The organism is Erythrobacter aureus, assembly GCF_003355455.1.
In the GTDB taxonomy this organism is placed as follows: Bacteria; Pseudomonadota; Alphaproteobacteria; order Sphingomonadales; family Sphingomonadaceae; genus Qipengyuania; species Qipengyuania aurea.
The window spans coordinates 281,565-303,256 of record NZ_CP031357.1 but is presented as its reverse complement, the minus strand read 5'-3'; the positions used below and the strand labels follow the sequence as shown (position 1 = coordinate 303,256).

The following is a 21,692-nucleotide window of genomic DNA, read 5'->3' as shown; positions in this document are numbered from 1 at the left end:
AAATTACGCGTTTTCCAGCCGGTCCTGCGTGGCGTCGCTGGCGGCTTCGATCAGGCGCGCTTCGATGCGGTTCATCCGCTCGCCCGGCTCCAGCTTTCCTCCGGTCAGGTCGGTCACGTAGAACGTGTCGGCCGCGCGCTCGCCATAATTGGTGATATGGGCGGAATGGACCACCAGCCGGCTTTCGAACAGCGCCCGGGCCAGCCGGTTCAGCAGCGCCGGGCGATCACGGGCATTCACTTCGATCACCGTGAAGCGGTTCGAGGCCTTGTTGTCGAACAGCACGCGCGGTGCGACGTCGAAGGCGCGCGCGCGGCTGTGTGCCAGCGGGCGCTGCGCCAGGCGCGGGGCGAGATCGACCTTGTTGGCCAGCGCATCGGCGATGCTGGTCTTGAGCCGTTCGAGCTGCCCCTCTTCGGCAAAGGGATCGCCATGCGGGTCCTGAACAAGGAAATTGTCGAGTGCCCAGCCGGTGCGCGTGGTGTGGATGCGTGCATCGATGATGTTTCCGCCCGCCAGATGGATACCCCCGGCTATGCGATAGAACAGGCCGGGGTGGTCCGCGGCGATCACCGTCACCAGTGTCGCGCCACGTGCCTCGTAATATTCGCAGTGGATCGACAGCTCGTGTTCCTGCTCGCGCGCGGCGGAATAATGGACGAGATTGAGCGCGATGATGTCGGGCGGCTCCGCGATCCAGTAAGCATCCCCCATCGTCTCGGCCAGATTCTCGACCAGTCCGGCCTCGGCGTCCAGCAGTTCAACCACCTCGGCCTGCTTATGGGCGATCGTCTGCTCGCGGCCATGACGCATATGGCCGAGACGAAGCCGCTCGCTCGATATATCGTAAAGTTCGCCCAGAAGCTGGCCCTTCCAGCTATTCCAGGTACCCGGACCCACCGCGCGGATATCGACTGCCGTCAGAATGGCGAGGTGGCGCAGCCGCTCGGCGCTCTGTACCTGCGCCACGAAATCCTCGATCGTCTTGGGATCGGTCAGATCGCGCTTCTGCGCGGTGTGGCTCATCAGCAGGTGATTGAGCACCAGCCAGGCGACCATCTCGGTTTCGCTCTCGGTCAGCCCGAACCGAGGGCAAAGTTCGCGAGCGACTTCGGCACCCAGCACCGAATGGTCGCCCCCGCGCCCCTTGGCGATATCGTGCAGTAGCGCGGCGACATAGGCGACGCGGCGCGAGCCGACCTTGTGGATCAGCCGCGTGGCGCGCGGATGGTCGTCGGCCAGTTCACCCTTCTCGATGCGGTTCAGCAGGCCGATCGCGCGGATTGTGTGTTCGTCCACCGTGTAATGGTGGTACATATCGAACTGCATCTGTGCGTTGACCTTGCCGAAATCGGGCACGAATTTCCCGAACACGCCCGCTTCGTTCATCCAGCGCAGCACTGTTTCGGGATCGTTCCGACCGCACAGCAGATCGAGGAACAGCGCATTGGCGCGCTCGTCTTCGCGGATCGCGTTGTCGATCAAGCCGCTATCGCGGTTCGCCTGCCGCATGGTTTCGGGATGAATTTCCAGCCCTTCCGCTTCTGCCAGCTGGAAGATTTCGATCAGCCGCACCGGACTTCGCTTGAACCAGTCGTCCGATGGCGCGCCGATCTTGCCGCCATGGACGCGGTAGCCCTTGATCTGCCGCGACCTGGCTTTCCACCCGGCGAAAAATCCGCGTCGGGCAGTCTTGGCTTCGAACTGCTCGTCGATATGCGCCAGAAACACGCCGGTGAGCGAGCCGACGCGCTTCGCCTGCAGGAAATAGAACTGCATGAAGCGCTCGACCGCGCTCTTGCCCGGGCGCTCGGCGAAGTTCATCCGTTCCGCGATACGGCGCTGGAGGTCGAAGGTCAGCCGGTCCTCGGCGCGGCCGGTAATCACATGCATGTGGCTGCGCACCGCGAGGAGGAAGTTCTCCGCTTTGCGAAAACTGCGATATTCCGCGCGGGTGAACAGCCCGACATCGACCAGTTCGGACGCAGTGCGCACGCGGTGGATGAACTTGCCGATCCAGTAGAGCGTGTGGAGGTCGCGCAGGCCGCCCTTGCCGTCCTTCACATTGGGTTCGACGACATAGCGGCTGTCGCCCATCCGCTTGTGGCGGGCGTCGCGTTCGGCGAGCTTCTCGGTAACGAAGGCCCGTTCATTGCCGCGTACCACCTCCATGGTGAACCGCCGCGATCCTTCATCGTAAAGGCCCTGATCGCCCCAGACATAGCGCCCCTCGAGCAGCGCGGTGCGGATGGTGAGGTCGCCCTTCGCCAGCCGCATCGCCTCATCGAGCGTGCGCGTGGAATGGCCGACCTTCAGGCCCAGGTCCCATAGGAGGTAGAGCATCGCCTCGACCACCTGTTCGCACCAGGCGGTTTTCCGGCCGCCTACCAGGAAGGCGATGTCGACATCCGAATGCGGCGACATTTCGGAGCGCCCATACCCGCCCACCGCCATGACTGCGAGCCGCTCGGCCTGCGAACGGTTCGCGCTGGGATAGAGATGGGCGGTCGCGTGATCGTGGATCACCCGGATCAGCTGGTCGATCAGGAACGCGAATCCGCCCGCATTCTCATGCCCGGCGGATGGCTTGTCCTCCAGACGTCGTGCAAGCTCCGTCCGCCCTTCGTTGAGAGCGGTCTTGAGCAGGTCGACGATCTGCGGGCGCGCCTTGTCGCCATGCTCCGCGACAAGGCTTTCGATCGCGGAGGCAAGCTTGCGCCTGTCGATGATCGCGCGTTGTCGGGGGATACGGGCCAGGCTCAAGCGGCGAGATGCTCCTTGGCAAAGGTCGCTTTGACTGTGCGCTTGTCGACCTTCTGGGTGCCCAGGCGCGGCAATTGTTCCTCGCTGCGCCACATGATCGTCGGAACCTTGAAAGCGGCGATGTGCTCATGCAGGAATTCCTGCAGGTCCTCGGGCGTGAGGTCCCTTCCCTCATGCGTGTGATAGACGGCGGCCGGAATTTCGCCGAAGCGTTCGTCGGGCAGGCCGAAGACCGAACATTCCGCAACCGCAGGATGCGCGTAGATCGCCTCTTCCACCTCGAGGCAGGAAATATTCTCGCCGCCGCGGATGATGATGTCCTTCTTGCGGTCGACGATGAACAGGTAATTGTCTTCGTCGAGATAGCCGAGATCGCCGGTACGGAAATAGGCCTCGTCCGAATAGGCGGCCCTGGTCGCGTCCTCGTCCTTCCAATAGCCAAGGAAGTTGCACACCGAACGGATCGAAACCTCGCCGATCACACCCTGTTCCAGCGGTGTACCGTCATCGTCGAGTATCGCCATGTCGACCAGCGGGAGCGAGGGCATGCCCGTGCTGCTGGGCTTGGCGAGATAGTTCTCGTTGAGATTGCCCGCGCCCACGCCGTTGGTTTCGGTCAGGCCGTAACCCAAAACCGGATAGCCGTCCTGAAAGGCGTCTTTGATCTTCTTGACGTGTTCGATGGGCCGCGCCGCGCCGCCACCGGCAAAGGTCTTGCATTGCGACAGGTCATATTTCTCGCGCTCGGGATGGACCGCGATCTCGTAGCTCATCAGCGGAACGCCGACGAAATAGGTGATCTGTTCCTCGGCCAGCAGGCGCAGCGCTTCGGTCGCATCCCACTTGGGCATGAGCACCAGCTTGCGGCCCATGGCGAAACTCTGAAGGAACAGCGGGACCTCGCCGGTCACATGGAACAGCGGTACCGCGACCAGAGCGGATGGCTGGACCGTGGGAGCCTCGCCCCGTTCGGTCAGCAATTGCAGCATCATCGCGGTCTGGCAGACGTAGTTCATCGTGCCCGAGACGACCCCGAGATGGTCCGAATAGGCCCCCTTGGGGTGGCCGGTCGATCCCGACGTGTAGAGGATGGTTGCCAGATCGTCAGGCCCGATCTGGCCGAGCATCTTCATCGCCGTGTCGCCTGCGGCCCATACCGAGGCAAGGCCTTGGGCGGGAACGCCATGGTCGAACACGATGACCCTCGCCGGGTGGTCTTCATCTTCGAGACGTGCGGCACGCTGCGGATCGGCCAGCACCAGCTTGCATTCGCAAAGCTTGATTCCATAAGCGAGCTCCTCGCCCGTCCACCAGCCGTTGAGCAGCGTTGCGCAGCCGCCGGCCATCAGAATGCCCATATAGGCGACGATCCAGTTGGACGAATTGCGCGCGGCGATGCCGACGCGGTCGCCCTTCTCGATGCCATGCTCGGTGGCCAGGCTGTGGGCTACATGCGTGGCGGCATGCCAGACCTCGCCGAAGGTCATCCGCTGGTCGCCTTCGACAAGGAAGGTCTCGTCCTTCTTCTCGTTGCAGAAATGCGCGAAGTAATGGACGACGCTGGGCGGGGCGTTCTTGAAGGCGGGCATGGTCACGCCGCGGCGGGTGACTTCTGTGAGCTCGAACATCTGGCCGGGCGCGGTCACGGCCTTCGTGATCCGGTCGATATCCTGATCGAGTTGTGTCGGCATGGGTTGTTTCGTGTCCTCTCCAATACGGCGCACGGCCTCATGTTCGAGGCTCGCGCATGAATTGCGGCTCGACGCAGGCTTTCCCCAAAACCCCTGCTATGCCAAAAGCCGCTCCCGATGGGTCGCCGGTCGCGGCCTTGGACACACCTCTAAGGGGAATACGACTTGCTGTCACTACTGGCTGCATCGGGCGCGGCAGAACCGATCTACTGGGAAAATCTCGGCCTCAGGCCCTATCTGTTCGAGATCGGCGGTTTCCAGCTGCGCTTCTATTCGCTCGCCTATCTCGTCGGCATCCTGTTCGCCTATTGGCACCTGTCGAAGATGATCAAGGGCCCCGGCGCCCCGTTGGCGCAGCGCCATGCTGACGACCTGTTCTTCTATGGCACGCTGGGCGTGATCCTCGGCGGGCGCATGGGCTATGTCGCATTTTATAGGCCCGACCTTTTCGGAACGCTCGACATGCTCAAGCTGTGGGAAGGGGGAATGAGCTTCCACGGCGGGCTGATCGGCGTGGTGCTCGCGATCCTCTGGGTATCGTGGCGCAACCAGCTCGCCTTCCTGAGGGTGAGCGATTACGTCGCTGTGTCGGTGCCCTTCGCCTATTTTCCGGGTCGCATCGCCAATTTCATCAATGGCGAATTGTGGGGTCGCGCGGTCGAGAGCAACGTGCCCTGGGCGATGGTCTTTCCCGATGGCGGCGACGTCGCCCGTCATCCGAGCCAGCTCTACCAGGCGGGCCTCGAAGGGCTGCTGCTGGGCATCGTGATGATGCTGCTGTTCTGGAAAACCAAGGCGCGGTATCGCGTCGGCCTGCTGGTCGGCGTGTTCACTGCCGGCATGGGGCTGGGCCGCCTCGTCAACGAATTCTTCCGCCAACCCGATGCTCATCTTGCCAATGTGGTTATCGAAACCGGTCTCTCGCGCGGCCAATGGCTCAGCCTGCCGATGATCGCGCTCGGCATTGCGTTCGTGGTCTATAGCCTGACGCGCAAGCCGGTGAACGGAGCAAAGTCAACGGCGGCATGACCGGGCTTGCGGACAGCTTCCGCCGGTTGATCGAGGCCACGGGGGCGATGCCCGTGTCGCGCTATATGGGCGAGAGCAATGCGCGCTATTACACTTCGCGCGATCCCTTGGGGGCGGGCGGCGATTTCACCACCGCGCCCGAGATCAGCCAGATGTTCGGCGAGATGGCCGGGCTGTGGCTGGCCGATATCTGGGTGCGTGCAGGCCGTCCGGCCGACGCGATCTATGTCGAATTGGGTCCGGGCCGCGGGACGCTGGCCAGGGATGCGCTGCGCGCCATGGCCAGCCAGGGTCTGCGGCCCGAGGTGCATCTGGTCGAAGGATCGGAAGCACTGCGCAAGATCCAGGGCGGCACTCTGGCCGGTGCGCGGTTCCACGATTCGATCGATACGCTGCCGGAGGATCGCCCGCTTTTCCTGCTCGCCAATGAATTCCTCGACGCGCTCCCGATTCGTCAATTGGTAATGACCGCCCAGGGTTGGCGCGAGCGCATGGTCGGGCTGGAGGGGGGCGAGTTCGCCTTTGTGTCCGGCCCCAATCCGATGACCGAGGCGGTGCCGGACAATCAGCGAGCCGCACAGCCCGATACGGTCATCGAAACCTGTCCGGCGGCGGCGGCGTTGATCGAGGCGCTGGCCCTGCGGCTCGACGTTCAGGGCGGGGCGGCGCTGTTTATCGATTATGGCCATCTGGCACCGCGAACCGGGTCGACCTTGCAGGCGGTCAAGGCGCATGAGAAATGCGATGTGTTCGACGCGCCGGGAGAGATGGACCTGAGCGCGCATGTCGATTTCGCCACGCTCGATGCGATTGCTCGGCGGGAAGGTGTGGCCAGCTCGCTCACGACGCAGGGCGCATGGCTCACCGCGATGGGCATCGGCCTGCGCGCGCAGGCTCTCGCGAAAGCATCGCCCGCCCGCGCCGAGGATATTCGGCTGGCGCACGACCGGCTGGTCCAGCCCGACGCGATGGGCGATGTGTTCAAATGCATGGCGCTGACCGCGCGCGACTGGCCGCGCGGTGCGGGCTTTCCCGAAGGTCAGCGGAGGAAACCCGAATGATGAAGCGCCTGATCGCGCGCCCCGCCCTTTCGCTCGCCGCAACACCGCTGGCTTTCGCCGAACCGATCGAGGACGCTGGGTGACTGCGGAACGGGATGGTGTCGTCCAGATCGGCGCCAGCGAGCGGACGCAGCTATGGCGCAGGGCGCGCTAGGTCACAGGCCGATGCGTTTCGCCAGCCTGTGCGCGGCCTCCTCGAAGGTGAGCTTGTCTTCGTCGCGATCAACCGAGAGATTGGCCTCGCGCATCGCCGCGACGTCGATCGCGCCCACCAGCGGGGACAGGGCTGCGGCGATGCCCTCGTCTTCGCTCGCTTCCGGGCTGAGCAGGACAATTGCATCATAGTTCGGAAAGGCGCGTTCGGGATCGTCGAGAAAAACGAGATCGTCGGCTGCGATCCGCCCGTCGGATGTATAGGCCCCGATCACGTCCGCCTCGCCGGATTTGAGCGCGTTATACATGAAGGTGGGCGAGAAATTGCGTCGCTCGCCAAAGCGGAGCCCGTAGGCTTTGCGCACCGCGATCCATTCGGGCCGTTCGAAGAATTCCGGGTCGCCGCCAATGGACATGCTCTGCGCGCGCGGGGCGAGATCGCCGATGGTTTCGAATCCGCCCGCTTCGGCGGCGGTGCGCGGCATGGCGAGACCGTAGGCATTTTCGAATCCCAGCCGACCGAGGACTCGCGTTCCACTGGTGCGGTCCTCCCATTCGACGATCTCGGCGAGCATGGTGTCGCGATCGGGATTGTCGCTGCGCCCCATTTCGTTGGTCCAGATCGTGCCGGTGTAATCGACGAGCACATCTATCGCGCCGGTGGAAAGCGCACGGTGCGCGACAGCCGAGCCCAGCCCGTCGCGATAGTCGACCGCATAGCCCGTTGCCTCCAGCCGCTGCCCGATCAGCCGTGCGAGAATGTACTGTTCGGAAAATCCCTTCGCGCCGATCACGATGCGATCGTCCCTGCCTTCACCGGCCTGTATGGCCAGCGCCGCGAGGATGCCCAGCGCGACGGTAGCCAACCCACCCCAGGTCAGGAAGCGGCGCCGCGAGGCCAGGCCTTTTTCGATGGTGCCGAGCAGCGCGTCGGTCACCAGCGCCAGTCCCGCGCTTGCAAGGCATCCGGCCAGCACCAGCACCCAGTTCTGCGTTTGCAAGCCGGCGAAGATCGGATCCCCCAGGCTTGGCTGGCCAATGGTGGTCGACAGCGTCGCCGCGCCGATTGTCCAGACCGCCGCGGTGCGGATTCCGGCCATGATATAGGGCGCGGACAGTGGCGCCTCGACCAGCCGCAAGCGCTGCCAGAAGGTCATGCCCACGCCGTCGGCAGCCTCGATCACGCCCGGATCGAGATTGGTCTGCGCAGTCACCGCATTGCGCAGGATCGGCAGCAGGGCATAGAGCGACAGGGCGAGCAGCGCGGGCAGAAAGCCGAGCGTCGGCAGCCCTTCGCCGAACACGGCGCGCAAGCTGAGCAGGATTGGGAAAAACAATGCCAGAAGCGCGAGGGCGGGAATCGTCTGGACGAGGCTGGCGAAGCCCAGCGTCGCGCGCGCCACGGCGGTCGAGCGGCTCGCCCAGATGGCGAGCGGCAGGGCAACGGCAATGCCCAGTGCGATGGCGGCGGCCGACAGGAGCACATGCGCTGCCAGCTTGTCGCCCAGGCCAAGCAGTATGGTCCCGATGTCGCTCACCGGGCCAGCTCCGCGAGCCGATCGGCCTGCGCGCGCGGAACCGCGACAAGCCCTTGCGCGATTGCGCCCCCCGCCCCGGCGAGCAGAGCTTGCGGGGCTTCGTCGGCGACGATCCTGCCATCCTCCATCACCAGCACCCGATCGGCCAGCAGCAGCGCTTCGGCCATGTCGTGTGTGACCATCACGGTCGTGAGGCCGAGTTTCTCGTGGAGCGCGCGGACGCGATTGCCCAGCGCGTCGCGGGTAACCGGGTCGAGCGCGCCGAAAGGTTCGTCCATCAGCAGAACTTGCGGCTCGTTCGCCAGCGCGCGGGCCACGCCGACCCGCTGGCGCTGTCCGCCGGACAGTTCGTCGGGCATGCGGGTAGCCATGGCGGGATCGAGATCGACGAGTTCGAGAAGTTTTTCGACCCGCCTGGCCGCCAGCTTTTCGCCGACCAGCCGCGGGCCGATGGCGATGTTTTCGCTCACGGTCATATGGGGAAACAGGCCGATCGACTGGAACACATAGCCAATTCGGTGTCGGAGCGCGGCGAGGGGCAGGTTCGCGATAGGTTCGCCATCGAAGCGCACGGTGCCCGATGTCGGCTCGACCAGCCGGTTGACGGTTTTCAGCAGCGTCGACTTGCCCGATCCCGAAGCGCCCACCAGCGCGACGAACTCGCCGCGGGCGATGGCGAGCGAAACTCCGGACACCGCATCGGTGGTCTCATAGCTCTTGCACAGGTCGCATAGCTGAAGCAGCGCCCCGGGCGTTTCGGTCATGATGGCTCTTCGTCGACCTCGGGGGGCAGGCTGTATTCCACGCGCTCGAGTTCGATCGAATGCCCGGTCTCGCTTTCCGCGCGCATGGCGCCATCGCTCATCCGGCCCGGCTCCCAGCAGCGCTCGACGCCATTGTCGTGATCGGGCGTGAAACACAGAAGCCGACCTTGTGGGCTGTCGGCATGGCTCCATTTGCCAGTCTGCCAGGGATCGCCATTGCGCAAATCGCGATAGGTGCCATCGGCGTCGAGATATGTGGTGTAGCGCGCGCCATCGGCAGCCAGAGCGCGCCAGGCGGTGGCGGAAAATGCGTCGGGAGCCGGTTCGCCCGAAGGTGTGATAGCCTCTTGCGGGGCGTGTGCGGCCTCGTTGCTTTCACCAGCTTCGGGCGAGCACGCGGCAAGCGTCGCTATGGCTACGGCCAGGACCGGCAAACGGCGCATGTGTTCCCCTTTGCTTCGCATGGTGTCAGCGAAAGCACAGGCGGGCGACCGGTTCAAGGGCGGTGCCCGGTCAGCTATCGACCGCGGATCGGGGGAAGCCGATGCGCACGTCCAGTCCATCGTCCGAATAGGTGCGTTCGAACGTGCCGCCAAGCTGGCCTTCCACCGCCATGCGCAGCAGGCGCGAACCGAAGCCCTCGCGATCCGATTCGCCGGGTAGGCCGCAGCTTCGCGCATTTTCGCGCCAGGTGACGCAGATATTGCCCGTGTCGCTGCAATCGTCCTCCACCGCGACCGTCACGGTTCCCTCGGGGCAGGACAGCGCGCCATATTTGGCGGAATTTGTCGCCAGTTCGTGGAATATCAGCGCCAGCGGCGTGGCGGCGCGTGGTCCGATCGCGATTCCCGGACCGCTTATACTGAACCGTTCCTCGCCGGGGGTTCCATAGGGCGCAAGCAGGTCTGCCAGCAGGCCGGAAAGCGTGTTCGCCGTCGGTCCGTGATCGGGGCGGACGTAATTGTGCGCCGTATTCAGGTCGCGAATCACCTGATTGAGCTCCGCCGCGAATTCCGCAACCTCCGGTTTCCCGCGCGAACGGATCGCGACAAGGCCGGAGACGACGGCGAAGATGTTCTTGATCCGGTGCGACAGCTCGTTTGCCAGCAGGTCGCGCGTGTCGGAAAGACGGTGCTGGCGATCGACGTCGATCACCGTTCCGAACCAGCGCTTGCGGTCGGGACCGACCGCGGCCCGGACTGCCCGTGACAGCATCCATCGGTAGCCGCCATCCGCCAGTTTCAAGCGCCATTCATATTCGAACGGCTCGCCGCTGTGGAGCGAGGCCAGGAACTCGCCCGATGTCGCCTGCCAGTCCTCGGGATGGATCGCAGTGCGCCAGTCGGCGGCTACCCGGGGTTTGGGAAGACCCGTCAGCTCCTCCCATTGGGCGTTCACATGATCGAAATTGCCATCTTCGTCGGCCGACCAGGCGATGCCCGGTACGCTGTCGATCATGCGCTGCAAATAGCTTTCGCGGACATCGAGTGCTCGCTGGGCGCTCTCGCTCAGCCGCTGCTGGGATATCCGTCGCATGACGCTCTTGGCCAGAACCGAAAGGGCTTCGCGTTGCAGTGGTGACAACCCATGGTCGCGCGGTACGGTGTCGATGATACACAATGCGCCGAGCGGGGCGCCTTCAGTCGATATCAACGGGTGGCCGGCATAGAACCGGATATGCGGTGGCCCGGCGACTAGCGGATTGTCGGCGAAACGCCGGTCCTCAAGCGTATCGTGTATCACCATGGGGTCCCCCCCCAGCATGGCATGCGCGCAAAAGCTGTTCGAGCGGGGAGTGTCGCGGGCTTCGAGGCCGGTGCGGGACAGGAAGCTCTGCTGCTCCTTTTCGACCATCGTGACCATCGCGATCGGGGCATCGCAAATCCGCGCGACGAGGTCGACGATCTCCTGCAATTCCGGATCATCCACCAGCCCCTTCGTGCCGTGGGCGGCCAGAATCGCGAGGCGCTTGTCCTCGTCGCAATGGGCATCGGAGGGTGATTGCCCGTCCGGCCACAGGATGTTGTCCTTGCGAAACATTTCGGGAGCAAGCGCCTAGGAGCAAGCGCCAATTTCGTAAAGTATATAACGGCCATGCGCGCGCCACCGACCTATTCGGTTTGCCCAGTGCCGCCTGCTCCGCTATCGGCGCGCGCATACGATTTTCGCGAGGCGTTTGAGGAGAGACCATGCGCGCGACCCCCGATTTCGATTTCCAGCTCGGCGAAAGCGCCGAAATGATCCGCGAGAGCGTGTCTCGCTTCGCCGACGAACAGATCGCTCCGCTGGCAGACAAGGTCGATCGCGAGGATTACTTCCCGAAGTCCGAGCTGTGGCAGCAGATGGGCGAGCTGGGCCTGCACGGCATCACTGTGAGCGAAGAGGATGGCGGGCTCGATCTCGGCTATCTGGAGCATGTCATCGCGGTCGAGGAAGTCAGCCGTGCGAGCGCGAGCGTGGGCCTCAGCTATGGGGCGCATTCCAACCTCTGCGTCAACCAGATTGCACGCTGGGGTAACACGGAACAGAAGGCCAATTACCTTCCGAAGCTCATCAGCGGCGAGCATGTGGGCAGCCTGGCGATGAGCGAGGCAGGCGCCGGTTCGGACGTCGTCTCGATGAAGGCGAAGGCCGAGAAGGTCGATGGCGGGTATGTGCTCAACGGCACGAAGTTCTGGATCACCAACGCGCCTTACGCCGATACGCTGGTGGTCTATGCCAAGACTTCGCCCGACGCCGCCAGCCGCGGCATCACCACCTTCCTGATAGAGAAGGATTTCGTTGGCTTTTCGATCGGCCAGAAGATCGAGAAGGTCGGCATGCGCGGCTCGCCCACGGCCGAGCTCGTGTTCGACGATTGCTTCGTTCCGGAAGAGAACGTGATGGGTCCCGAAAACGGGGGCGTCGGCGTGCTGATGAGCGGGCTGGATTACGAGCGCGTGGTCCTTGCCGGATTGCAGCTCGGCGTGATGCAGGCCTGCCTCGACACGGTCATCCCCTACCTTCGCGAGCGCAAGCAGTTCGGCAAGCCCATCGGCAGCTTCCAGCTTATGCAGGCCAAGGTGGCGGACATGTATGTCGCGCTGCAATCGGCGCGTGCCTATACCTATGCCGTGGCCAAGAGCTGCGATGCGGAAAAGACCACCCGCTTCGATGCGGCCGGCGCGATCCTGCTGGCATCGGAAAACGCCTTCCGCGTGGCCGCTGAAAGCGTTCAGGCACTGGGCGGCGCGGGCTACACGCTCGACTGGCCGGTGGAACGGTACATGCGCGATGCCAAGCTGCTCGATATCGGGGCGGGCACGAACGAGATCCGGCGGATGCTGATCGGGCGCGAACTGATCGGGGCGGCGGGGTGAGCGCAGACGAGGACTACGTCTACGACGAGGAAAGTGGCGAGTGGATGCCCGCTTCGGAGCTGGCAGCAAAGCAGGCTGCGACCGAAAATGTCGAGGTCCGCGACGCGGTTGGCAACCTGCTGCAGGATGGCGACCAGGTCACGCTGGTCAAGGATCTCAACGTGAAGGGAGCGGGCCAAACACTGAAGCAAGGCACGCTCATCAAGTCGATCCGGCTGACCGGCGATGCGCAGGAAATCGACTGCAAATATCCCGGCATCAAGGGCCTCGTCCTACGTGCCGAATTCGTCAAGAAGCGTTAGGGCAAACCAATGACTGCACCCGTTCTCACTTCCACGCTCGACCGGGAGGCGCCCGACGCCAAGGCGCGCTTCGAGCACAACACATCGCTCGTCGCAGACTTGCGCTCCACCGTTGCTGCCGCCGCACTGGGTGGCTCCGAAGGAAGCCGCGAGCGGCATGTCGGACGGGGCAAGCTGCTTCCGCGTGAGCGTGTCGAGCGGCTGCTCGATCCGGGCAGCCCGTTTCTCGAGATCGGCCAGCTCGCCGCCAATGGCATGTACGGCAAGGACGAAATCAACGGCGCGGGGATGATCGCCGGGATCGGGCGCGTGTCGGGGCGGCAGGTGATGATCGTGTGCAACGATGCCACCGTGAAGGGCGGCACCTATTACCCGATGACGGTCAAGAAGCACCTGCGCGCGCAGGAGATCGCGCAGGAGAACCGCCTTCCCTGCATCTACCTCGTCGACAGCGGCGGGGCCAACCTGCCGCACCAGGCCGAGGTCTTCCCAGACCGCGACCATTTCGGGCGCATCTTCTTCAACCAGGCCAATATGAGCGCGCTGGGCATCCCGCAGATCGCCTGCGTGATGGGGAGCTGCACGGCGGGCGGGGCTTACGTGCCCGCCATGTCCGACGAGACGGTGATCGTGCGCAATCAGGGCACGATCTTCCTTGCCGGGCCGCCGCTGGTGAAGGCGGCGACGGGCGAGGAAATCAGCGCCGAGGATCTGGGCGGCGGCGATCTCCACGCCAAGAAAAGCGGCGTGGTCGATCATCTGGCCGAGAATGACGAACACGCGCTCACCATCGTGCGCGATATCGTGTCGCATCTCGGCGATAATTGTGCCGAGGCGAAGAATATCGAGCTGCGCGATCCGCGCCCGCCGAAATTCGATGCCGACGATCTCTATGCGCTGATTCCCGACGATGTGCGCGCGCCCTACGATGTGCACGAGGTCATCGCCCGCCTCGTCGACGGCAGCGAATTTCACGAGTTCAAGCAGCATTACGGCAGCACGTTGGTCTGCGGCTTTGCGCATATCTGGGGCATGCCGGTGGCGATCCTCGCCAATAACGGCGTGCTGTTTTCCGAAAGCGCGCAGAAGGGCGCGCATTTTATCGAGCTTGCCTGCCAGCGCCGCATACCGCTGCTGTTCCTGCAGAATATTTCCGGCTTCATGGTCGGCGGGAAATACGAGGCGGAGGGGATCGCCAAGCATGGTGCGAAGCTGGTCACCGCCGTCGCCACCGCGACCGTGCCCAAAGTGACCGTCGTCATCGGCGGTAGCTTCGGCGCGGGCAATTACGGCATGTGCGGCCGCGCCTATAGCCCGCGCTTCCTGTTCACCTGGCCCAATGCGCGCATTTCGGTGATGGGCGGCGAGCAGGCCGCGTCGGTCCTCGCCACCGTTCACCGCGACGCCGATAGCTGGACCGACGAACAGGCCGAGGAGTTCAAAGCCCCGATCCGCCAGAAATACGAGGATGAGGGCAATCCCTATTACGCCACCGCGCGCCTGTGGGACGATGGCGTGATCGACCCGGCGCAGACCCGCGATGTGCTCGGCCTCGCGTTTGCCGCCTGCCTCGAAGCACCGATTCCGGAGAAGCCGCAATTCGGCGTGTTCAGGATGTAACCGTCGGGAAACCGCGGCATCCCTATCGCTTTCCCCGACGTAACTGCTACGCCTGCGTTCGAGGGAGAGTAAATTGTCGTCCAACGGGCCTTGCCGCAAGCGATCGATCCTGTCGCGCGTCGTGCGGCGTGTCATCGTGGCGATTTACCACTGGAAGGGCTGGAAGCTCGACGGACATCTGCCAGACATTCCGAAATACGTAATCGCCGGTGCGCCGCATTCATCGAATTGGGACTTCGTGTTCTTCATCGGTGCAACCGCGGAAGAGGGCGTCGAGCCGAACTTCATGGGCAAGCACACGCTGTTCCGGGGTATCTTGAAAAGCTTCATGCTGGATATGGGCGGAATTCCCATCGACCGGACCAAGCGGACCAATATGGTCGATCAGATCGCCGCCGAATTCGACCGGCGCGAGCGGCTGGCGCTGGTGATTGCGGCGGAAGGTACGCGCAGATCGAAGGGCGAATGGAAATCGGGCTTCTACAATATCGCCCGTGCCGCCAACGTGCCGATCGTTCCGGTATGGGTATGTAACGAGCGCAAACTTCTCGGCTTCGGTCCGGCGATCGAACCCACGGGAAGTTATGCGCAGACCCTGCTGGAGATCGCCCGCTTCATGCGCTCCAAACTGCCCGATTACGGGCGGTTCAAGGTACTGGAACAACAGGCTATGCGCCTGATGGAGGAGGACAGAGGATGATCGTCGAAGCGCTATTGGCCAATGCCGTGATTTTGCTCGGACTGGCGCTGATCCTGTGGGTGATTTCCCTGCAGATCGACGATGTGAGCTTTGTCGATGCCTATTGGGGCGGGGGGATGGCGCTGATGGCGCTGGTAAGCTGGCTCAGGCTCTACGATCCCGGGCCGCTGGCGACCTTGCTGATGGCGATGACAGTCATCTGGGGCGCGCGGCTGTGCCTGTATCTCTTCCTTCGCTGGCGGCGCGAGGGCGAGGATAAACGCTACAAGCGCATACTCAGGACGGATCGCGAAAATGGGCGCTTCGCGCTGGCCGCGCTTACCAAGGTCTTTCTCGGTCAGTCGGTCCTGCTCTTCCTGGTCTCCAGCCCCGCGCAATACGGAATTCTGGAAGCCAGCGCACTGACGCCGATCAGCGGGCTGGCACTGATCGGGTTGACGCTCTGGGCGGTGGGTATAGTCTTCGAATGGGTCGGCGACTGGCAACTCGCCCGCTTCAAGGCGAATGCGGCGAATGACGGCAAAGTGATGGACAAGGGGCTGTGGCGCTATACCCGCCATCCCAACTATTTCGGCGATGCGTGCGTGTGGTGGGGCATATGGCTTGCCGCGGCCTCGGCGGGCTGGTGGGTCGCCGCCGCGACCGTTATCGGACCGCTATTCCTTACATTCACGCTGACCCGATGGTCGGGCGCGCCCCTGCTCGAAGGCGGGATGAAGAAATCGCGGCCCGGATACGCGGAATACCGGGCGCGGACCTCTGCCTTCTTCCCGCTTCCGCCGAAGAAATCCTTGAGCTGAATCAAGCGGGGGGTTTAACCGGCACGCACGCGTCCCTAATTTGCGGCAGGAGCCGATTTGGGAGTGTGCCGGCGTGAGCGGGAAGGACATCGACGATTTGCGCAGCCGCTTCGCGCGTGAGGCGATGGCGCTGCTGGAGCGTACCGGCGAGGAAGTCACCCGGACCCGGCTCGCAGCCGAGCTGGGCGTCGCGCGCAGCCGGGTGGAAACGGTCTTCCCCGAAGATGGCGATCTTTTCGACGCCATCACCGCCGAATGGTTCGCGCCCAAGCTGGCCGTGATGGACGAAGTCATGGCTTCCGATCTGCCGCCCCGGCGCAAGATGTACGAATTTTTCGCCCGGCGCTTTCGCCTGTTGCGGCAGAACTTCCGCGACGATCCGGCGACCTTCAACCTCTATGTCGAGATGGGGGAACGCTATTTCGAATATGCGCGCAGCTATATCGATCTGGGTGACCACTATCTGTGCGAACTCATCGCGGAGGCGCAGGCCGAAGGTTTCCTTGAGGGGCTCGATGTCGATACGGCCATGTCGCTGATCAATCAGATGGTGCTGTGTTATATCCAACCCTATATGGTCGCCATGCTCAACGAGCGGCTGAGCGAGGAGAAGCTCGCGCTTATCGTCGCGGCGATTTTCGATGGGCTGAACGCGAAGGATGGTGGCGCGCGCGGCACACAGGACATCCGCGCCGCCTGATCAGTCCGGTGGTTCCGCGGTTTGCGCCGCGGCCGGAGCGCGCTGTTCGGCGAAAATGCCCCACCCTGCCAGGAAAAGCCCACAAACCAGCGGGCCGACGACGATGCCCGACAGACCCATCATGGCGATCCCGCCCAGCGTGGTGACGAGAATGAGCCAGTCGGGTATGCCCGTGTCCCGACCGACGAGGATCGGACGCAGGACGTTGTCCGCCATGCCGATCAGCGCAACGCCGGACACGATGACGGCGATCCCTTCCCAGATCGCCCCGGTTGCCAGCAAATAGATCGCCGCCGGTACCCAGACGATCGCCGGGCCGAGCGCGGGCAGCAGCGAGGCGATCGCCATGATTACGCCGAGCAGCAGGACCGAGGGCACCCCCACGATCCAGAAGGTCAGCGCCCCCAGCGCCCCCTGTACCAGGCCGACCACGACCGAACCCTTGATCGTGGCGCGCACAATGGTGAGGAAGCGCTCCGCCAGCCGGTCGGCAACCCCGCGTTCCATCGGCAGCGCCGCGAGCACGGCATCGCCAACCATGCGCCCGTCGCGCAGCAGGAAAAAGCCGACATAGAGCGCGATGCCGAAGCTGAGAACGAAACCGAACACGCTGCCGCCGATGGCGAGCGCTTGCTGCGCGATCAGCCCGAGGCTGGCCTGGACGAATGCCGTCACGCGCTCCTGCACGGCGCTTAGCTCGCCGAAACCGGCACTTGCCAGCGATGCCTGGATATTGGCCGGAAGAGCGCTGAAGACCTGCTCGAAATACATCGCGACATCGATGTCGCCTTCGCTGAACGCCAGGAAGAGCCCGGCGGCCTCGTCGACCACGGCACTGCCGATCCACAAAGACGGCAAAACCACGGCGAAAAGAATCACCACCATGCTGGCCAGCGCCGACTGGCTTTCTTTTCCGGGGCGCCGGAGAAGGAACCAGCGGTAGAGCGGCTGAAAGACGATCGCGCCCATCGCCGCCCAGAGCAGCGGGCGGGCGAAGGGAAGGACCACCATCAGCAACGCGAAGGTGACAAGACCCAAAAAGAGCAGAAAACCCCGCTGTTCGACCGGTTCGGTTGTCCGCTCCGCGCTCATCCGGTCAAATGTCCAGATTGGCGACGTTGAGCGCGTTGTCCTGAATGAACTCGCGACGCGGTTCGACCACATCGCCCATCAGACGGGTAAAGATCTCGTCGGTCACATCCGCATCTTCGACCTTGACCTGCAACAGGGCGCGATTGTCGGGGTCGAGCGTGGTCTCCCACAACTGCTCGGCGTTCATTTCGCCCAGCCCCTTATAGCGCTGGATCTTCTGGCCCCTGCGCCCCGCGGCCATGACGGCGTCGAGCAGCTGCGTCGGCAGTGTGATCGCATCGTCCGCGAGGGTGACGACATCCTCTTCCGCGTCGCTCGCATCGGCCTCTTCAGGCTCTGCCGTGGTGCCACCACGGACCAATCGCAGGGGCGAGGAATAGACGTCGGCGAAGTCCTGCGCGATCCGGTCGAGCTTGCGCGCTTCGGCACTGTCGAGGAATGCCGGATCGATTTCGTGAACGTCGGTTACGCCGCGCCACACCCGATTGAGCCGGACCTTGCCGTCCTCGCCGATCTCCGCGCTCCAGCGCGCTTCGGGATCGCCCATCTGAAGGTGCTTCGCCGCGCGGTCGAGCGCTGCCACGCGGTCACTCGCGGGAGCAAGGGCACCCGCGATCGCCATCGCCTCGATCAGGTCGGTCTTGTATTTGCGCGGCACGAAGCCGAGCAGGTTGCGCATGCGCAAGCCGTGATCGACCAGCGCTTCGAGCTCGCCCCCGCCGCGCGCCGCGCCGCCCTGCGCTTCGAGCACGCGCCCCTCGAGCCCTTGCGCGATCAAATAGCGATCATAGGCCGCCTGGTCCTTGAGATAGACTTCGCTCTTTCCACGCGCCACCTTGTAGAGCGGCGGCTGCGCGATGAAGAGGTGCCCGGCTTTGACGATTTCGGGCATCTGGCGGTGGAAGAAGGTGAGCAGCAAGGTGCGAATATGCGCGCCGTCGACATCGGCGTCGGTCATGATCACGATCTTGTGATAGCGCAGTTTCTCGAGGTTGAATTCGTCGCGCAGGCCCGTGCCCATCGCCTGGATCAGCGTGCCGACTTCCTTCGAACCGATGATCCGATCGAAGCGCGCGCGCTCGACATTGAGGATCTTGCCCTTCAGCGGAAGGATCGCCTGCGTCTTGCGGTCGCGGCCCTGCTTGGCGCTGCCGCCTGCCGAATCGCCCTCGACCAGGAAGAGTTCGCAGTTTTCGGGGTTGCGATCCTGGCAGTCGGCGAGCTTGCCGGGCAGCGAAGCGATGCTCATCGCGCCCTTGCGGCTCATTTCGCGCGCACGGCGCGCCGCTTCGCGCGCAGCGGCGGCGTCGATGACTTTCTGGATGATCTGCTTGGCATCGTTCGGATTTTCCTCGAGCCACTCGGTCATCTTTTCGCCCATGAGCGATTCCAGCGGCTGGCGGACTTCGGAGGAAACCAGCTTGTCCTTGGTCTGCGAGCCGAACTTGGGGTCGGGCAGCTTGACCGAGACGATCGCGGTCAGGCCTTCGCGCATGTCCTCGCCCGACAGGCTGACCTTTTCCTTCTTCATCAGGCCGCTGGCGCTGGCGTAATTGTTGAGCGTGCGAGTCAACGCAGTGCGGAACGCAGCAAGGTGGGTGCCGCCGTCACGCTGCGGGATGTTGTTGGTGAAGCACAAGACGTTTTCGTAATAGCTGTCGTTCCATTCCAAGGCGACGTCGATGCCGATGCCGTCCTTTTCCGCGCTCACCGAAATTGGTTCGGCGACCAGCGCCTGCTTGTTGCGGTCGAGATATTTCACGAAGGCCGCAATCCCGCCCTCGTAGAACAAGTCGTGCTCCAGCGGTTCCTCGTGACGCTTGTCGCGCAACAGGATGCGCACGCCCGAATTGAGGAAGGCGAGTTCGCGATAGCGATGCTCGAGCTTTTCGAAATCGTATTCGATGACGTTCTTGAAGGTCTCTTCCGACGCCTTGAAGGTGACGCGCGTGCCCTTCTTGAACCCGTTTTCGTCCGGGTTCTGCTCGACCTTCGGCGCATCGCCCACCACGCGCAGGGATTCCACCGCATCGCCGTGTTCGAAGCGCATCCAGTGTTCCTTGCCGTCGCGCCAGATGGTCAGTTCGAGCCATTCGGACAGCGCGTTGACGACCGAAACGCCCACGCCGTGCAGGCCGCCTGAAACCTTGTAGGCATTGTCGTCGCTCGTATTCTCGAACTTACCGCCCGCATGCAGCTGGGTCATGATGACCTCGGCCGCCGAAACGCCTTCTTCCTTGTGCATATCGACCGGAATGCCGCGGCCATTGTCTTCCACGCTCACCGAGCCATCGGGGTTGAGCTCGATCAAAACGAGGTCGCAGTGCCCCGCCAGCGCTTCGTCGATGGCGTTGTCCGACACCTCGAACACCATGTGGTGCAGGCCCGATCCGTCGTCGGTATCGCCGATATACATGCCGGGGCGTTTGCGCACTGCGTCGAGGCCTTTGAGGACCTTGATCGAATCCGCGCCGTAACCGTTCTTTTTCGGCGCTTCGGCGCCCGCATTCTCAGGGGTATCGTTCATGTCGATCATATAGGCTTTCGGCGGCGGAATTCCAAAGTTTCGGGGCCGATTTTACCCACAGATTGGCGTGACGGCGGTTGCAGCTGCAACCGGTTGATTTCGGTACGCGAAAGGCGCATCCAGAGCCCATGCTTTCGGTACTCGACATATTCCGGATCGGGATCGGTCCTTCGTCCTCTCACACAGTCGGACCGATGCGGATTGCGCGGACATTCGTACGGGGGCTGGCGAAGTCGGGACGGCTGGAGCGTACCGCGCGTGTCGCGGTCGAACTGCAGGGCTCGCTCGCGCTGACCGGCGTGGGGCACGGCACGGTCGATGCCTCGATCCTCGGCCTCATGGGCTTCGCGCCCGATACGACCTGCCCGGACGAGGCGGCGGACGCGCTTGATCGGGTGCGGAACGACAAATCGCTCGCGCTTGGCGGGAAGAGGAATATCGCTTTCGATCCGGCAACCGATATCGAGCTTGCCGGGCATATCATTCCGGATTTGCACCCCAACGGCATGACGTTGACGGCCTACGATGACGACGGCGCGCAACTTTCGCAGCGAACCTATTACTCGACCGGTGGGGGCTTCGTTGCTTCCGAAGCGCAATTGAAGCGCAAGCCGAAGGACGACCGGATCAATACCGGCACGCCGGTGCCACACGATTTCGGCTCGGCCGAGGAATTGCTGGCTGCCTGCGCTAGCACGGGCCTGCCTATCGCACATCTGGTACTTGCCAACGAAGACGCATTCCGCCCGCGCGAAAAGACACTCGCGGGCATCGACCGTGTCGCGGCGGCGATGGACCAGTGTATCGATCGCGGGCTGTCGCAGCGCGGCATTTTGCCAGGTGGGCTTAAGGTTGCCCGTCGCGCGCCGGATCTGTGGGACAAGCTGTCCGCCAATCCTCAGTCGAACGAGCGCGAGCAATTGTTCGACTGGCTCAACTGCTACGCCATGGCGGTCAACGAGGAAAACGCTGCCGGGGGGCGCGTGGTGACCGCGCCGACCAATGGTGCGGCCGGGATCATCCCGGCGGTGATTCGCTTCTATTGCGAGGAGGAAGGCGCGCGTTGTAGCGAAAAACGCCGCACTTTCCTGCTTACAGCCGGAGCGATCGGCCTGCTTTACAAGCAGCGCGCCAGCATTTCGGGTGCGGAGATGGGCTGCCAGGGCGAGGTCGGCGTTGCCTGTTCGATGGCGGCCGGCGGGCTCGCCGCACTGTGGGGCGGCTCACCGCAACAGGTCGCCAGCGCAGCGGAGATCGGCATGGAGCACAATCTCGGCCTCACCTGCGATCCCGTAGGTGGTCTGGTCCAGGTGCCGTGTATCGAGCGCAACGCCATCGGCGCGGTGAAGGCAGTCAATGCCGCGCGGCTGGCGCTTCATAGAACGGGCGCCGAAAGCTGCGTGAGTCTGGACCAGGTGATCGAAACGATGCGCCAGACCGGGCTCGACATGTCGACCAAGTATAAGGAGACCAGCCAAGGCGGACTGGCCGTCAATGTCATCGAATGCTGATCTTGCTCGCCGCAATCCGGCGAAATCTCCACAGCTGTTGGGCGGTTTGACAATTCAAAAAAGAGGGGCGGCCAATTCGGCC

The 21,692-nt window shown here is 63.7% G+C and carries 17 protein-coding genes; 9 read left to right on the top strand and 8 right to left on the bottom strand.

From position 1 onward, the window contains the following. Positions 1 to 3 precede the first annotated feature (3 nt). Positions 4 to 2,763 (bottom strand): [protein-PII] uridylyltransferase, encoded by a 2,760-nt coding sequence (locus DVR09_RS01460; protein WP_115415357.1) that lies wholly within the window; start codon positions 2,761 to 2,763, stop codon positions 4 to 6. Beyond that, complete coding sequence (locus tag DVR09_RS01455) at positions 2,760 to 4,454, bottom strand: class I adenylate-forming enzyme family protein (RefSeq protein ID WP_115415356.1); 1,695 nt, start codon at positions 4,452 to 4,454, stop codon at positions 2,760 to 2,762. The genes DVR09_RS01460 and DVR09_RS01455 overlap by 4 nt, the downstream gene beginning before the upstream one ends. A gap of 165 nt (positions 4,455 to 4,619) precedes the next feature. On the opposite strand from DVR09_RS01455, the gene lgt reads away from it, so the two are divergent. Both lgt and DVR09_RS01445 read left to right on the top strand, forming a co-directional pair. Continuing rightward, positions 4,620 to 5,483: a prolipoprotein diacylglyceryl transferase gene (gene lgt / locus DVR09_RS01450; protein ID WP_115415355.1), complete on the top strand. Its 864-nt coding sequence runs from the start codon at positions 4,620 to 4,622 to the stop codon at positions 5,481 to 5,483. Continuing rightward, a complete protein-coding gene (locus DVR09_RS01445) occupies positions 5,480 to 6,544 on the top strand; it encodes a class I SAM-dependent methyltransferase (RefSeq protein ID WP_234041507.1) in 1,065 nt (354 codons plus the stop codon). Before lgt ends, DVR09_RS01445 begins: the two co-directional genes overlap by 4 nt. 155 nt (positions 6,545 to 6,699) lie before the next feature. Here the strand turns inward: DVR09_RS01445 and DVR09_RS01440 are convergent, their stop codons facing one another. The 4 genes from DVR09_RS01440 to DVR09_RS01425 form a co-directional block, all read right to left on the bottom strand. Then, positions 6,700 to 8,235, bottom strand: coding sequence for an ABC transporter permease/substrate-binding protein (locus tag DVR09_RS01440; RefSeq protein ID WP_115415354.1), 1,536 nt, complete (start codon positions 8,233 to 8,235; stop codon positions 6,700 to 6,702). Further along, complete coding sequence (locus DVR09_RS01435; protein WP_115415353.1) at positions 8,232 to 8,999, bottom strand: ATP-binding cassette domain-containing protein; 768 nt, start codon at positions 8,997 to 8,999, stop codon at positions 8,232 to 8,234. Before DVR09_RS01435 ends, DVR09_RS01440 begins: the two co-directional genes overlap by 4 nt. Continuing rightward, entirely contained in the window at positions 8,996 to 9,442 is a 447-nt protein-coding gene (locus tag DVR09_RS01430) for a hypothetical protein (protein ID WP_115415352.1), read from the bottom strand. The genes DVR09_RS01435 and DVR09_RS01430 overlap by 4 nt, the downstream gene beginning before the upstream one ends. A gap of 70 nt (positions 9,443 to 9,512) precedes the next feature. Beyond that, the gene (locus tag DVR09_RS01425) at positions 9,513 to 11,039 is read right to left on the bottom strand and encodes a sensor histidine kinase (protein ID WP_115415351.1); all 1,527 of its coding nucleotides are present in this window, start codon (positions 11,037 to 11,039) and stop codon (positions 9,513 to 9,515) included. Between the two features lie 149 nt (positions 11,040 to 11,188). On the opposite strand from DVR09_RS01425, the gene DVR09_RS01420 reads away from it, so the two are divergent. The 6 genes from DVR09_RS01420 to DVR09_RS01395 all read left to right on the top strand — a co-directional run bounded on the left by DVR09_RS01420 (position 11,189) and on the right by DVR09_RS01395 (position 16,480). Continuing rightward, a complete protein-coding gene (locus DVR09_RS01420; RefSeq protein WP_115415350.1) occupies positions 11,189 to 12,358 on the top strand; it encodes an isovaleryl-CoA dehydrogenase in 1,170 nt (389 codons plus the stop codon). Then, a complete protein-coding gene (locus tag DVR09_RS01415; RefSeq protein WP_115415349.1) occupies positions 12,355 to 12,660 on the top strand; it encodes an alkylphosphonate utilization protein in 306 nt (101 codons plus the stop codon). Before DVR09_RS01420 ends, DVR09_RS01415 begins: the two co-directional genes overlap by 4 nt. Before the next feature lie 9 nt (positions 12,661 to 12,669). Further along, on the top strand, positions 12,670 to 14,280 hold the full coding sequence (locus DVR09_RS01410) for a carboxyl transferase domain-containing protein (RefSeq protein ID WP_115415348.1): 1,611 nt from the start codon (positions 12,670 to 12,672) through the stop codon (positions 14,278 to 14,280). Between the two features lie 73 nt (positions 14,281 to 14,353). After that, a complete protein-coding gene (locus tag DVR09_RS01405; protein WP_115415347.1) occupies positions 14,354 to 14,980 on the top strand; it encodes a 1-acyl-sn-glycerol-3-phosphate acyltransferase in 627 nt (208 codons plus the stop codon). Further along, positions 14,977 to 15,780 (top strand): DUF1295 domain-containing protein, encoded by an 804-nt coding sequence (locus DVR09_RS01400; RefSeq protein WP_115415346.1) that lies wholly within the window; start codon positions 14,977 to 14,979, stop codon positions 15,778 to 15,780. Before DVR09_RS01405 ends, DVR09_RS01400 begins: the two co-directional genes overlap by 4 nt. A gap of 73 nt (positions 15,781 to 15,853) precedes the next feature. Next, positions 15,854 to 16,480: a hypothetical protein gene (locus tag DVR09_RS01395; protein ID WP_234041506.1), complete on the top strand. Its 627-nt coding sequence runs from the start codon at positions 15,854 to 15,856 to the stop codon at positions 16,478 to 16,480. On the opposite strand, the gene DVR09_RS01390 is transcribed toward DVR09_RS01395, so the two are convergent. Both DVR09_RS01390 and gyrB read right to left on the bottom strand, forming a co-directional pair. Continuing rightward, entirely contained in the window at positions 16,481 to 17,572 is a 1,092-nt protein-coding gene (locus DVR09_RS01390) for an AI-2E family transporter (protein WP_115415345.1), read from the bottom strand. It lies immediately after the preceding gene. A gap of 4 nt (positions 17,573 to 17,576) precedes the next feature. Continuing rightward, positions 17,577 to 20,099, bottom strand: coding sequence for a DNA topoisomerase (ATP-hydrolyzing) subunit B (gene gyrB, locus DVR09_RS01385; protein ID WP_115417718.1), 2,523 nt, complete (start codon positions 20,097 to 20,099; stop codon positions 17,577 to 17,579). Between the two features lie 128 nt (positions 20,100 to 20,227). Here gyrB and DVR09_RS01380 point away from each other — a divergent pair, with 128 nt between their 5' ends. After that, a complete protein-coding gene (locus tag DVR09_RS01380) occupies positions 20,228 to 21,610 on the top strand; it encodes an L-serine ammonia-lyase (RefSeq protein WP_115415344.1) in 1,383 nt (460 codons plus the stop codon). Positions 21,611 to 21,692: the final 82 nt, after the last annotated feature.

Coding starts and splice junctions, on each gene's coding strand:
- DVR09_RS01455 (WP_115415356.1), bottom strand. CDS start 4,454: ATGCCGACACAACTCGATCAGGATATCGACCGGATCACGAAGGCCGTG.
- DVR09_RS01445 (WP_234041507.1), top strand. CDS start 5,480: ATGACCGGGCTTGCGGACAGCTTCCGCCGGTTGATCGAGGCCACGGGG.
- DVR09_RS01435 (WP_115415353.1), bottom strand. CDS start 8,999: ATGACCGAAACGCCCGGGGCGCTGCTTCAGCTATGCGACCTGTGCAAG.
- DVR09_RS01430 (WP_115415352.1), bottom strand. CDS start 9,442: ATGCGCCGTTTGCCGGTCCTGGCCGTAGCCATAGCGACGCTTGCCGCG.
- DVR09_RS01425 (WP_115415351.1), bottom strand. CDS start 11,039: ATGTTTCGCAAGGACAACATCCTGTGGCCGGACGGGCAATCACCCTCC.
- DVR09_RS01420 (WP_115415350.1), top strand. CDS start 11,189: ATGCGCGCGACCCCCGATTTCGATTTCCAGCTCGGCGAAAGCGCCGAA.
- DVR09_RS01410 (WP_115415348.1), top strand. CDS start 12,670: ATGACTGCACCCGTTCTCACTTCCACGCTCGACCGGGAGGCGCCCGAC.
- DVR09_RS01400 (WP_115415346.1), top strand. CDS start 14,977: ATGATCGTCGAAGCGCTATTGGCCAATGCCGTGATTTTGCTCGGACTG.
- DVR09_RS01390 (WP_115415345.1), bottom strand. CDS start 17,572: ATGAGCGCGGAGCGGACAACCGAACCGGTCGAACAGCGGGGTTTTCTG.
- gyrB (WP_115417718.1), bottom strand. CDS start 20,099: ATGAACGATACCCCTGAGAATGCGGGCGCCGAAGCGCCGAAAAAGAAC.
- DVR09_RS01380 (WP_115415344.1), top strand. CDS start 20,228: ATGCTTTCGGTACTCGACATATTCCGGATCGGGATCGGTCCTTCGTCC.